At 64.8% G+C, this 12,567-nt stretch carries 12 protein-coding genes; 4 read left to right on the forward strand and 8 right to left on the reverse strand.

Going from position 1 to position 12,567, the window contains the following annotated elements; all coding sequences use genetic code 11:
- The first annotated feature begins 62 nt into the window (after window positions 1–62).
- Window positions 63–1,148: an AbrB family transcriptional regulator gene (locus tag GR158_RS01070; RefSeq protein WP_371731605.1), complete on the forward strand. Its 1,086-nt coding sequence runs from the start codon at window positions 63–65 to the stop codon at window positions 1,146–1,148.
- Here GR158_RS01070 and GR158_RS01075 read toward each other — a convergent pair.
- The 4 genes from GR158_RS01075 to GR158_RS01090 form a co-directional block, all read right to left on the reverse strand.
- Entirely contained in the window at window positions 1,145–1,501 is a 357-nt protein-coding gene (locus GR158_RS01075; protein ID WP_160869408.1) for a nitrile hydratase accessory protein, read from the reverse strand. The genes GR158_RS01070 and GR158_RS01075 overlap by 4 nt on opposite strands.
- Window positions 1,488–2,147: a nitrile hydratase subunit beta gene (nthB, locus tag GR158_RS01080; protein ID WP_160869410.1), complete on the reverse strand. Its 660-nt coding sequence runs from the start codon at window positions 2,145–2,147 to the stop codon at window positions 1,488–1,490. The genes GR158_RS01075 and nthB overlap by 14 nt, the downstream gene beginning before the upstream one ends.
- Window positions 2,144–2,719, reverse strand: coding sequence for a nitrile hydratase subunit alpha (gene nthA / locus GR158_RS01085; RefSeq protein ID WP_160869947.1), 576 nt, complete (start codon window positions 2,717–2,719; stop codon window positions 2,144–2,146). The genes nthB and nthA overlap by 4 nt, the downstream gene beginning before the upstream one ends.
- A gap of 97 nt (window positions 2,720–2,816) precedes the next feature.
- Window positions 2,817–3,410, reverse strand: coding sequence for a LysE family translocator (locus tag GR158_RS01090; RefSeq protein ID WP_160869412.1), 594 nt, complete (start codon window positions 3,408–3,410; stop codon window positions 2,817–2,819).
- A 114-nt stretch (window positions 3,411–3,524) separates the two neighbouring features.
- Between GR158_RS01090 and GR158_RS01095 the strand changes: the two genes are divergently transcribed.
- On the forward strand, window positions 3,525–4,370 hold the full coding sequence (locus GR158_RS01095) for an aldo/keto reductase (protein ID WP_160869414.1): 846 nt from the start codon (window positions 3,525–3,527) through the stop codon (window positions 4,368–4,370).
- Between the two features lie 83 nt (window positions 4,371–4,453).
- Here GR158_RS01095 and ilvN read toward each other — a convergent pair whose 3' ends face one another.
- Entirely contained in the window at window positions 4,454–5,026 is a 573-nt protein-coding gene (gene ilvN / locus GR158_RS01100) for an acetolactate synthase small subunit (protein ID WP_134649507.1), read from the reverse strand.
- Between the two features lie 16 nt (window positions 5,027–5,042).
- Window positions 5,043–6,821 (reverse strand): acetolactate synthase 3 large subunit, encoded by a 1,779-nt coding sequence (locus GR158_RS01105; RefSeq protein ID WP_134649508.1) that lies wholly within the window; start codon window positions 6,819–6,821, stop codon window positions 5,043–5,045.
- Window positions 6,822–7,227: 406 nt separating this feature from the next.
- On the opposite strand from GR158_RS01105, the gene GR158_RS01110 reads away from it, so the two are divergent.
- Window positions 7,228–9,222 (forward strand): ATP-binding protein, encoded by a 1,995-nt coding sequence (locus GR158_RS01110; RefSeq protein WP_371731606.1) that lies wholly within the window; start codon window positions 7,228–7,230, stop codon window positions 9,220–9,222.
- On the opposite strand, the gene miaA is transcribed toward GR158_RS01110, so the two are convergent.
- Window positions 9,212–10,114 (reverse strand): tRNA (adenosine(37)-N6)-dimethylallyltransferase MiaA, encoded by a 903-nt coding sequence (gene miaA / locus GR158_RS01115; protein ID WP_160869418.1) that lies wholly within the window; start codon window positions 10,112–10,114, stop codon window positions 9,212–9,214. The two genes, GR158_RS01110 and miaA, sit on opposite strands and share 11 nt — an antisense overlap.
- Between miaA and serB the strand changes: the two genes are divergently transcribed.
- Window positions 10,113–11,003 (forward strand): phosphoserine phosphatase SerB, encoded by an 891-nt coding sequence (gene serB / locus GR158_RS01120; protein ID WP_160869420.1) that lies wholly within the window; start codon window positions 10,113–10,115, stop codon window positions 11,001–11,003. The two genes, miaA and serB, sit on opposite strands and share 2 nt — an antisense overlap.
- A gap of 80 nt (window positions 11,004–11,083) precedes the next feature.
- Here serB and GR158_RS01125 read toward each other — a convergent pair whose 3' ends face one another.
- Window positions 11,084–12,562: a DegQ family serine endoprotease gene (locus tag GR158_RS01125; protein ID WP_370359620.1), complete on the reverse strand. Its 1,479-nt coding sequence runs from the start codon at window positions 12,560–12,562 to the stop codon at window positions 11,084–11,086.
- Window positions 12,563–12,567 lie beyond the last annotated feature (5 nt).

A 12,567-nucleotide genomic window follows, 5' to 3' on the forward strand; every position in this document is an offset into this window, starting at 1 on the left:
TTTCGCCCTGTCTTCCCTCGACATCACGCGGTATGGAAGGCCGATCTTCCCGGAGCCGTCACGTGCCTTCCCGAAACCAGAACGACGTCGCCCGCATAGAGACCGGCATCGGCCGTTTGCCGCCATGGCTGCAATGGGGGGTCGTCGCCGGCCTTTCCGTGCTGACGACGGTGCCACTCGAAATCGCCGGCCTGCCGGCTGCCCTGCTCATCGGCCCGATGCTGGCAGGCATTGCGGTCGCGCTTGCCGGCAGCACGATCCGCCTGCCCCGCTTCTTCTTCTTTGTCGTTCAGGTCGTTCTGGCGCTGATGATCGCGACCATGGTCTCCAAGGATTTCGTCGGCACCTTCCGCGACAACTGGCTGCTGATACTGCTCGTGGTGACGTCGGTCATCGGCATGAGCACGCTGTCCGGCTGGCTGATCACCCGGACCGGCATCCTGCCCGGCACGACGGCGATCTGGGGCTCCTCGGCCGGCGCGGCCTCCACCATGATGATCATGGCCGAAGCCTATGGCGCAGACGCCCGCCTCGTCGCCTTCATGCAATATCTGCGCGTCGTCTTCGTCGCGAGCTTTGCGACGCTCGTTGCCCATTTCGGCGGCCATGACGGCGCATCCGTACCGCCGCATGCCTGGTTCAAGCCCGTCCCGATGCTGCCGCTCGTGGCCATGATGGCGATCGGCGTCGTCGCGGGCCTGATTGGGCAGAAACTGCGCGTTCCCGCCGGCGCCTTTCTCGTGCCCTTCGCGCTGGCCTCCATGCTGAATTCCTCGGGCACGGTCACCATCGAACTGCCGGACTGGCTGCTCGTCATCGCCTTCACCCTGCTCGGCTGGAACATCGGCCTCGGCTTCAGCCGCACGATCCTGGTGCACGCCCGCCGCGCTCTGGTGCCCACGATACTGTCGATCCTCGCGCTGATCGGCTTTTCCGGCCTGCTGGCGGGATCGCTGATCCTGCTGCTCGGCATCGATCCGCTGACGGCCTATCTGGCGACCAGCCCCGGCGGCCTCGATTCCATCGCCGTCATCGCGGCCTCCAGCAATGTGGACATCGCTTTCGTGATGACGCTCCAGACGGCGCGCCTCATCCTTGTCACCATCATCGGCCCCTGGCTCGCGCGCTTCGTGGCAGATCGCGCCTAGCCGGCGTTGTCGAGAAGAATGGGCATGCCGTGCGGCGTCGCCTCGGCAGCGCGCGCCCAGCGGTCGGACAGGGCGGATTGCTCCGCCTCGCTCGCCACGCCACGCTCCGACAGGAGCGACGAGAGGGCCGCAACCCAGCAGTCGAAATAGTCGGCGCCGTCAACCGCACGACCAGGCCGGTGCACTTCGCGCGACAGCACCTCGGCCCATTGCGCCCAGGTGAAAACACCCTGTTCATGCAGGCGAACCGTCATGGCGAAGGCCTGCGCCTGCCAGGGCTCGGCAAAGACCGGCTCGCCTTCGGCCGAAACGGGAAGGCCGGGCGAATCGGCAAGCGTCTCACAACGGCTCAAGATAGCTCTCCCAGGCATCGATGGAGACCGTGAGGCCGTCTGCCGCATCCTCGCCCCAGATCTCGCCGCCGTCGAAGACGACGGTATAGACCCATTCAGGGTTCTCGCCCCTGCCATGCGCATTGTCGTCGGGAAAGACGAAGGAACCCTGCACGGCCTCGACCACGCCGACCTTGCCACGGGCATAGCGCGGCAGGCGGGTATGCGTCGTCGGATTGAAATTTCGGGCGCGCACGCGTGCGCCTACAGCAAAGCGGGGCGTCGCCGCCACCGGCCGGTCGCAGGGGCCGCCCTTGGCAAGAACGGCCGGCACCATGTCCGCCGTCAGAACGCGCTTCGGCACAGCACCCTTCTCCAGCATGCGCCCCGTCGACAATTCCTCCGCACTGACAAAGCCGTGACGCGCAAGCAGCGTCTCCAGCGCGCGAATCCAGATTTCGTAGTAGCTCGCCGAAAGATAGGTCGCAGGCGGGATGTTCTCACGCGCGTGACGGCTCTCGTCGATGGTCCAGGCGCCGAACGCACCGCAGGAGAGTGTCACGCCGAGCGCCCGCTTTTCCCAGTCGCCGTGGAAATAGGGTTCGTTCGGCTCCGGCGCGACCGGGCCGAAGCCATGCTGGCCGCCGAGATCGTGCGGTCCGTTCATGCCCCGGCCTCCGGTTCCAGCGCCAGCCCCGTGCCGATCATGGCATCCCGCGTCACGAGATCGGCGAGCGCTTCCTGGTCCAGTCCGTCCGTTCCGGCCGGCCGCTCGGGCACGACGAGATAGCGCAGCTCCGCCGTCGAATCCCACACGCGGATCTTCCTGCCCGCGGGCAAGGTCACGCCGAACTCCGCCAGCACGCCGCGTGGGTCGACCACCGCACGCGACCGGTAGGCGGGCGCCTTGTACCAGACGGGCGGCAGGCCGAGCACCGACCACGGATAACAGGAGCAAAGCGTGCAGACGACGAGATTGTGCGTCTCCGCGTCGTTGAAGACCGCCCGCATATGTTCGCCCTGCCGGCCGGTGTAACCGAGGCTGGCGATGGCCGCGGTCGCATCGCGCTTCAGCCAGTCGGCGAAATCCGGCTCGGCCCAGGCTTTCGCCACGACGCGCGCGCCATTGCGCGGGCCGATCTTCGTTTCATAGGTCTCGACGATCGCATCGATGGCCTTGGGATCGATCAGCCCCTTCTGAGTCAGAATGGTCTCGAGCGCGCGAACGCGGGCTTCCATCGGCGAGAAATGGTTGTCGTGACGGTGATGATGGTCGTCGTGGTCGTGATCGTGCGACACGGCAGTTCCTCCGCTTCGAGGCCCACTTCTAGCGCATTTATCGCAGCATCGGCCAGAGGCTCACCACGAGCAGCAGCGCCATCGAGATGTTGAACCATTTAAGGCGCACCGGATGGGACAGCCATTGCCGCAGCGCCGAGCCGAAGCCGGCCCAGGTGGAAACGCTCGGGAAATTCACGAGAGCGAAGGCGACGCCGACGATCAGGACGCTCGTCGTATAGTTCGCCGCATTGGTATAGGTCGCCATGGCGGAAACGGCCATCACCCAGGCCTTGGGGTTTACCCACTGAAAGGCGGCCGCTTCCAGCAGGCTCATCGGCCGCGCGCCGGCCTTGCCTTCCCCCAGGGTGCGAGACGTCGCGATCTTGAAGGCGATCCACAGCAGGTAGGCGCCGCCCGCAAACTTCAGCGCCGTATAGACGAGCGGCACCGTCTCCAAGAGCGCGCCCAACCCGAAGCCGACCGCCAGCAGAAGCGAAAGAAAGCCCAGGCCGATGCCGCACATATGCGGGATCGTGCGCACGAAACCGAAGTTCACACCTGACGCAAAGAGCATCATGTTGTTCGGGCCCGGCGTGATGGACGTGGTAAAGGCGAAGACGAGAAGGGCGAGAAAGATTTCGATCTGCATGGCAGAACTCTGGGTATCCGGATTGTTTTTTGCGATTGATAGTCCATCTCCTTGCAACGACCAGCCAATTCTTGTCATGCAGACAATTGCATGCCACGGCAGATGGAGCGCACGATGAAAGCGGAACTACCGGCAGTGACCCTTCCCGGCGGGCGACAGGTGCCCGCCCTTGGCCTCGGCACATGGCATATGGGCGAAAGCCGCGCATCGGCAGCGCAGGAGGCCGCGAGCCTTCGCGCAGGGCTCGATCTCGGCATGACGGTCATCGACACCGCGGAAATGTATGCCGATGGCGGCGCCGAAACCGTGGTCGGCGACGCCATCCGGGGCCGGCGCGACGAGGTGTTTCTCGTCAGCAAGGTCCTGCCGCACAATGCCAGCCGCGCCGGAACGATCGCCGCCTGCGAAGCGAGCCTGGAGCGGCTCGGCACCGACCATATCGACCTTTACCTGCTGCACTGGCGCGGCCGGTATCCGCTGGCCGACACCGTCGAGGCCTTCGAGCGCCTGAAAGCGGACGGCAAGATCGGGGCCTGGGGCGTGTCGAACTTCGACGAGGAGGACATGAAGGAACTGCTCGGCGTGGCCGAACCGGCCCGCCCCATGGCAAATCAGGTGCTCTACAACCTCGCACGCCGCGGCATCGAATACGACCTGCTGCGCTGGAGCCAGGTCCAGGGCATTCCGATCATGGCCTATTCGCCGCTGGATGAGGGCCGGCTGATCGGCCATCCCGTGCTGGACGAGATCGGCCGCATCCACAATGCCGGCGGCGCCCAGGTCGCGCTCGCCTTCCTGCTGACCAAGGCTGGTGTGATCGCCATTCCGAAATCCGGCTCGCCGGAGCGCGTGCGCGAGAATTTCAAGGCGTCGGAGATCCGGCTCACCTCCGAAGACCTGCGCCTGCTCGACGAAGCCTTCCCTCCGCCGACCCGCAAACGGCCGCTGGAAATGATCTGAAACGAAAAGGCTTTCCATTTGACCGGAAAGCCTTTCTCGTTTCTTGAAATCCCGGACCTCGCCTGAGCGAAGGGCGGCGGCGATTACATGCCCTGCGAACCGCGGTTCATCGCGGCAATGCCCGTGCGGCACACTTCGATGAGGCCGAGCGGCTTCATGACGGCCACGAACTGGTCGACCTTGGACGACTTGCCGGTGATTTCCAGGATGAAGTGATCGACGGTGGCGTCGACGACCTTGGCGTGGAAGGCATCGGCAAGGCGCAGCGTTTCCGCCCGCATTTCGCCGGAGCCGCCGACCTTCACCAGCGCGACTTCACGCTCGATGGGCCGTTCCTGGCCCATGGCCTTGGCGCGCACGGTCAGGTCGACCACGCGGTGGACGGGCACGATGCGCTCGAGCTGTGACTTGATCTGCTCCAGCACGCCGGGCGTGCCGCGCGTCACGATGGTGATGCGCGACAGATGCGCCTCGTGCTCGGTCTCGGAAACCGTCAGGCTCTCGATGTTGTAGCCGCGGCCCGAAAACAGGCCGATGACGCGCGCCAGCACGCCCGGCTCGTTGTCAACCAGCACGGAGAGCGTGTGGCTCTCCGCGACCTGCGTCTCGGCGGCGATGAAGTAGGCGGAACCGGTGGGCTGTAGGTGTGCGTTCATGGTATCTACCTCTTCATCAAACGAGCTGGCGGCCCTTGGCGTCGATCGCGTTGGCAACCGCCTCGTCCGTGGCTTCGTCGGGCAACAGCATTTCATTATGCGCCTTGCCCGACGGGATCATCGGGAAGCAGTTTGCGAGGTTCGCCACGCGGCAATCGAAGATGACCGGACGCTTCACGTCGATCATTTCCTGGATAGCGGCATCCAGATCGCCGGGCTTGTCGCAGGCAATGCCCACGCCGCCATAGGCTTCCGCCAGCTTGACGAAATCGGGCATCGCCTCCGTATAGGAGTTCGACAGGCGGTTGCCGTGCAGCAGCTGCTGCCACTGGCGCACCATGCCCATATACTGGTTGTTCAGGATGAAGATCTTGACGGGAAGGTTATACTGGACCGCACAGCTCATTTCCTGAATGCACATCTGGATCGAGGCGTCGCCGGCGATATCGATGACGAGGCTGTCGCGATGCGCGACCTGCACGCCGATCGCCGCCGGGAAACCATAGCCCATCGTGCCGAGGCCGCCCGAAGTCATCCAGCGGTTGGGCTGCTCGAAGCCGTAGAACTGCGCCGCCCACATCTGGTGCTGGCCGACTTCCGTCGTGATGTAGGTGTCGCGATCCTTGGTCAGCTCGTAGAGACGCTGGATGGCATATTGCGGCATGATCACGTCGTCGCTCGCCTTGTAGGCAAACGAGTTGCGGGCACGCCACTTGGCAATCGACGTCCACCAGTCCGCCTGGATGGCCTTGTCATACGTCTTCGAACCGGCGCGCCATTGGCGAACCATGTCCTCCAGAACGGCGCCGACATCGCCCAGGATCGGTACGTCGACACGAACGTTCTTGTTGATCGAAGACGGGTCGATGTCGATATGGATCTTCTTCGAGTTCGGCGAGAACGCGTTGAGACGGCCGGTGATACGGTCGTCGAAACGCGCGCCGATGCAGACCATGACATCGCAATCATGCATCGCCATGTTCGCCTCGTAGGAGCCGTGCATGCCAAGCATGCCCAGCCAGTTCTTGCCCGATGCCGGATAGGCGCCCAGGCCCATCAGCGTCGACGTGATCGGGAAGCCGGTGATCTCGACCAGTTCGCGCAGCAGGCGCGAGGCTTCCGGACCGGAATTCACGACACCACCGCCGGAATAGATGACGGGGCGACGGGCACCCTTCATCAGGCTGATCGCGGCTTCGATGGCGCGCGCGTCGCCGGAGGTCTTCGGCTGATAGCTTTTCTGGATGGGCGCTGCCGATGGCGGCGTGTAGGTGCCGGTCGCAAACTGCACGTCCTTCGGGATATCGACGACGACGGGGCCCGGACGACCGGACTGCGCGATGCGGAAGGCCTCATGGATGATGCGGGCGAGATCGTTGACGTCCTTGACCAGCCAGTTGTGCTTGGTGCAGGGGCGCGTGATGCCGACCGTGTCGCATTCCTGGAAGGCGTCGGATCCGATGAGCGTGGTCGGAACCTGGCCGGTGAGGCAGACGAGCGGGATCGAATCCATCAGCGCGTCCTGCAACGGCGTGACGGCATTGGTCGCGCCGGGACCGGAGGTGACGAGCATGACGCCGACCTTGCCGGTGGAGCGGGCATAACCTTCGGCCATGTGGCCGGCGCCCTGCTCGTGACGCACGAGAATGTGCTCGATGTCGTCCTGCTGGAAGATCTCGTCATAGATCGGCAGGACGGCACCGCCCGGATAGCCGAAGATATGTTCGACGCCGTTGTCTTTCAGGGCCTGCAAGACAATTTCGGCGCCCGTCATCTGGTTTTCTGTTCCGCTCATCGGATGTTTCCGTCCGTTTCTTTCGTATTGTCGGGGTGCTTATAGAATTTTCGGGCATAAAAAAAGGCCCCCTGGAGGAGCCTGCTTACCGCGCATGGGTGCTTTCGCCGGATGGTTACACCATCCTGCCCATGCGCCTTCCCACCACAAGAATGATCGTCGTGAAGTTTTTCATGGTGCGGAGTGTTAACGGCAAATCGAATGCGCGTCAACGCCTTTTGCTCCATCCCGATGGCACGATCAGGGGCAGCCGCGCCGCCGGAGCCGCTGAAACCTGCCACAACCGGAAACGGGTTATTAAGCCGGATTCCCTAAAGTGAAGGATCGGAGGCAAGGAGCGCCGGATTTGCTGAACAACGATTTTCAGACGTCGATCACCGCAGGCGAACAGGAACGCCGCGATGAGATGGCCGCCGGAAACCGGATGCTGGGCCGTGTCGTCGCCTGCAGCGGGTCGCGTGCCACCATCTGCGCCACGGCGGAAGGCGGGGAAACCGCCCTCACCGAGCTCTGGGCCGTCGGCCGCCTCGTCTCGATTTCCGTCGGCCGCAACCGCATCGTCGCCCTCGTCTATTCGATGGCCACCGACCAGCAGAACTGGACCGAAAACCGCGACACGACGTTCCATGTCGAAGTGGAGTTGATGGGCGAGGTGCGCGTGGGCGCCGATGGCCGCGAGGAGTTTTCGGCCGGCATCAGCGACTATCCCTATCTCGGCGCCATCGCGCACAGGATCCGCGCCGCGGATCTGGCAAAGGTCTACGATACCGGCAAGGACGATGTCTGCACCATTGGCAAGCTGACGCAGGATGACCAGATCGACGCGACCATCCACGTGCCCTCCATGCTGGAGAAACACTTCGCCATCGTGGGAACGACGGGCGTCGGCAAGTCCACCGCCGTTACCCTCCTGCTTCACAAGGCGATCCAGGCCGATCCGCAGCTGCGCGTGCTCATTCTCGACCCGCACAACGAATTCGCCTCCGCCTTCGGCGACCTTGCCATGGTCATCGATACGGACACGCTCGACCTGCCGTTCTGGCTTTTCCGGCTGGAGGAGTTCGCCGAGGTGATCTTCCGCGGCCGCCCGCCCGTGCCGGAGGAAATGGACATCCTGCGCGACCTGATCCCGGAGGCCAAGCGCGCCTTCCGCGGTTCGCCCGAAAGCGGCCTGATGCGCCGCACCAGCGAAAAAAGCTCGATCACCGCCGATACGCCGGTGCCTTTCCGTGTGGCCGACCTTCTGGCGCTGGTCGACGAACGGATCGGCCGCCTCGAGGGACGGGCGGAAAAGCCGCACCTGCGCTCGCTCAAGAGCAAGATCATGTCGGCGATCAACGATCCGCGCTACCACTTCATGTTCTCCTCGAACACGATCACCGACACGATCCTCGACACCATCGCCCGCATCTTTCGCATTCCCGGCGACGGCCAGCCGGTGACGACCTTCCAACTCGCCGGCATCCCTTCGGAAGTGGTGAACTCGGTGGCATCGGTTCTTTGCCGCATGGCCTTCGAGATCGGCCTGTGGAGCCACGGCGGCGTGCACATGCTCGTCGTGTGCGAGGAAGCGCACCGTTACGTGCCGGCCGATCCCAATCTCGGCTTCACGCCGACGCGCCAGGCCATTGCCCGCATCGCGAAGGAAGGCCGCAAATACGGCGTCTCGCTCGGCATCATCACGCAGCGCCCGGGCGAACTCGATCCGACGATCCTGTCGCAATGCTCGACGATCTTCGCCATGCGGCTTGCCAACGACCGCGACCAGGACATCATCCGCTCGGCGATCCCCAATTCGTCCTCCTCCACGACGAGCTTCATCTCCTCGATCGGCAATGGCGAGGCGATCGCCTTCGGCGAGGCGGTGGCGGTGCCGATGCGCATGCGCTTCGCCCGTGTCGATACGAACCGACTGCCCAAGGCCAACGGCACAGGCAACATACATACGGAAGAAACGCCACAAAGCGTCGATCTTCGCTCCATCGTGGCGCGTATGCGGTCGGTCGCAGGTCCTGACATTTCCGGCTTCCAGTCTTCCTATCTTGCGGCGCGCGATACGAGCGCTGTCGCAACAAGCGGATACGAGGACGCGCCCTACGAGGACGAGGAAGACTATATCGATACGCTGCAAGCCGCGGCACAGAAGGCGCCGCAACCGACAGCCCACGAACCCTATCGACCCGACATGCTGCCCGGCGCCGCGAGCGCATACCAGCCCCCGGCAAACGAGCGCTTCGATTCCATTCGCCGCGAGCTCGCGGCAGAACCGCGCCGCCCGGAAGCCGATCCCTACCGCCAGCCGCCGCGCCCCGCCTTCGGCGAGCAGCAGGAACCGCGCCGCGAAGGCTCCATCCGCGAGCAGCTTTTGAAAAAGCCGCTGAGCAGCCTGATCAGGCGCTAGGGTCGATGCGCTGCCAGCTCTCATCGAGCTGGTTGCGGAACCACGTCATCTGGCGCTTGGCATATTGCCGTGTCGCGGCCGCACCGCGCTCGATGACCTCGGCCTCGCTCATCTCGCCCGCCAGCATGGCCGCGATCTGCGGCACGCCGATCGCCTTCATGACCGGCATGGCGGGTGAAAGATCGAGCGCCATCAACGCCTTCACCTCCTCCACCGCACCGGTCTTCAGCATCTCGCCGAAGCGCCGGTTGATGCGGGCGGCAAGGACGGCCCGGTCCGGCAGGACGACGATCTTTCGCGCGCGCGCCGGATCAATCACCGCCGGCCCCGACCCCGCCTGGAATGTGGAGATGGAGCGCCCCGTCGCGTCCAGCACCTCCAGCGCACGGAGGATGCGCTGGCCGTCACCGGGCATCAGGCGCGCGGCCGTTTCGGGATCACGCTCGCCGAGTACCCGGTGCAGCGCTTCGGGTCCTTCCGCGGCAAGCCGCGCGCGCAGCCGCTCCCGCACATCGTCAGGAATTTCAGGCATATCCGAGAGACCGCCGGTCAGCGCGCGAAAATAAAGCCCCGTACCGCCGACGAAGACCGGCAGCGTCTGCCGTTCGCGCAGTTCGGCGACAAGAGCGGTCGCCTCGCGCAGCCATTCGCCCGTCGAATAGGCGGCCGCGGCCGGCACGTGACCGTAAAGCCGATGCTCGACGCCCTCCAGATCCTGCGGCTGCGGCCGTGCCGTGAGGATGCCCAGCGTGTCGTAGACCTGCATGCTGTCGGCGTTGACCACGACCCCGCCATGTTCGGCGGCAAGGCGCACCGCAAGCGCGGACTTGCCGCTCGCCGTCGGGCCCGTTATCAGGATCGCGTCCTGCATTCGATCAAGGTTTCTCATCATGGCTTTCGTTGCCACGCTTGTCGCCAATCCGTCAAATCCTGTTCTGACGCCATCGCTTGCCGAGAAGGCCGCGGATGCCGTCAAGGCTTCCGGTCTCTACTGGCTTGCGGACGGCATCGCCTGCGATATCGCCCTGCGCGACGGCAGCGACATCGAGGCCGCGAGCGCGGCGCTGCGAACGATCATCGGCGATGCGCCGGTGGACCTCGCCGTGCAGGCGGCGGAAACGCGGCGCAAGAAGCTGCTGATCGCCGACATGGATTCCACCATGATCGGCCAGGAATGCATCGACGAGCTGGCCGCCGAGGTTGGCCTGAAAGACAAGGTCGCCACCATCACCGCCCGCGCCATGAACGGCGAGATCGCCTTCGAGCCCGCGCTTCGCGAGCGCGTCGCCCTGCTTAAGGGCCTGCCGGTGTCCGTCATCGACGAGGTGATCGAAAAGCGCATCACGCTGACGCCGGGCGGACGCGAGCTGATCGCCACCATGAAGGCGAAGGGCTACTACACCGCCCTCGTCTCCGGCGGTTTCACCGTCTTCACCAGCCGCATCGCCGCCACGCTCGGCTTCCACGAGAACCGCGCCAACATTCTTCTCGACGCGGATGGCAGGCTGACCGGCGAGGTCGCCGAACCCATCCTCGGAAAACAGGCCAAGGTCGACGCCCTCAATGAGATCGCCGCCCGCCTCGGCATTTCTCCCGAAGAGGCGATGGCCGTCGGCGATGGCGCAAACGATCTCGGCATGCTGCACCTCTCGGGCGCGGGCGTCGCGCTGCACGCCAAGCCCGCGGTGGCGGCCGAAGCGAAGATCCGCATCGACCACGGCGACCTCACCGCACTGCTCTACCTGCAGGGCTACCGCAAGAGCGACTTTGTCACGGCGTAGAAAAGCCGCTGAAGCAATGCTCCAGCGGCCTGAATCAATCTCTGCATTGACGTCGCCAAGTCCCTGACGGGACTCGCCTTTCAGTCGATGCGCACCGTGATGTAGCGCAGCGCGCCGGTGCGGTCGGCGATCATCAGCAGCGCGTTGCGGCGGTCTTCCGACTTGAGCTTGGCGACGCGGGCCTTGACCTCCTCGGCCGTCGCCACGGCCTCCTGGCCGATCTCGACGATCACGTCGCCCGGCACGATGCCACGCTCGGCGGCCGCCGTGTCGGGGGCCACCTCGGTGATGACAACGCCCTTGACGCTTTCCACGATGTTGAAGGTCTTGCGGGCGGCTTCGTCGAGATCGCCGATGCCCATGCCCAGCACCAGCTCGGCCTTCTGCGGCTCGGCCAGCTCTTCGCCGCCGGTCGTCGTATCCTCTTCGGTCGTGCCTTCGTCCGGCGTTGCCGCATCGTCCTCGGCATCCACCTGCTTTTCGCCGTCTTCGAGACGGCCGAGCGTGACCTTCACGGTCATTTCCTTGCCGTTGCGCAGGAGCAGCACGTCCACGGCCTTGCCGACGGGGCTTTCGGCGACGACGCGCGGCAGATCGCGCATTTCATGCACGTCCTTCCCGTCGAAACGGATGACGACGTCGCCGGTCTGGATCACGCCGTTGTCGACCGGCCCGCCCTTGATGATGCCGGCAACGAGCGCGCCCTTCGCCTCGCTCATGCCCAGGCTTTCGGCTATATCGTCCGTAACGGGCTGGATGCGCACGCCGAGCCAGCCGCGGCGGGTCTCGCCGAACTCGCGAAGCTGCGAGAAGATGTTCTGCGCCAGCTCCGTCGGGACCGAGAAGCCGATACCGATCGAACCGCCCGACGGCGAGATGATCGCCGTGTTGATGCCGATGACCTCGCCCTTCATGTTGAACAGCGGGCCGCCCGAATTGCCGCGGTTGATGGCCGCGTCCGTCTGGATGAAGTTGTCATAGGGGCCGGCATTGATGTTGCGGCCGCGCGCGGAAATGATGCCGACCGTCACGGAGCCGCCGAGCCCGAAGGGGTTGCCGATGGCCATGACCCAGTCGCCGATGCGCATGACGCGGGAATCGCCGAACGGAACGGCCTTCAAGGGAGCCTTCGGCTCGACCTTCAGCAGCGCGAGGTCGGTCTTGGGGTCGGTTCCGACGAGCTTGGCCTTCAGCTTGGAGCCGTTGGCGAAATTCACCTCGATATCGTCGGCGCCTTCGATGACGTGATTGTTCGTGGCGATATAACCGGCGGGATCGATCACGAAACCGGACCCGAGCGAGTTGACCGTCTGTCCCTGGTTGGAGCCCTCGCCGCCATCGCCCTTGAAGAACTCATCGAAGAAGTCCTGGAAGGGCGAGCCTTCCGGCACCTGCGGCATCGGCGCCTTGTCTTCGTTCTTCACGTTCTGCGAGGTCGAAATGTTGACCACCGCGTCCAGCAGGCCTTCGGCAAGGTCGGCCACCGATTCCGGTCCGGCCTGGCGCGCCTGGGCCATTGCCGGCGCTGCGAGCGGGCCGGCGGCCAGCGAAAAGCTCATCGCAA

The sequence above is a fragment of the Shinella sp. AETb1-6 genome (assembly GCF_009826875.1).
Lineage (GTDB): Bacteria > Pseudomonadota > Alphaproteobacteria > Rhizobiales > Rhizobiaceae > Shinella > Shinella sumterensis.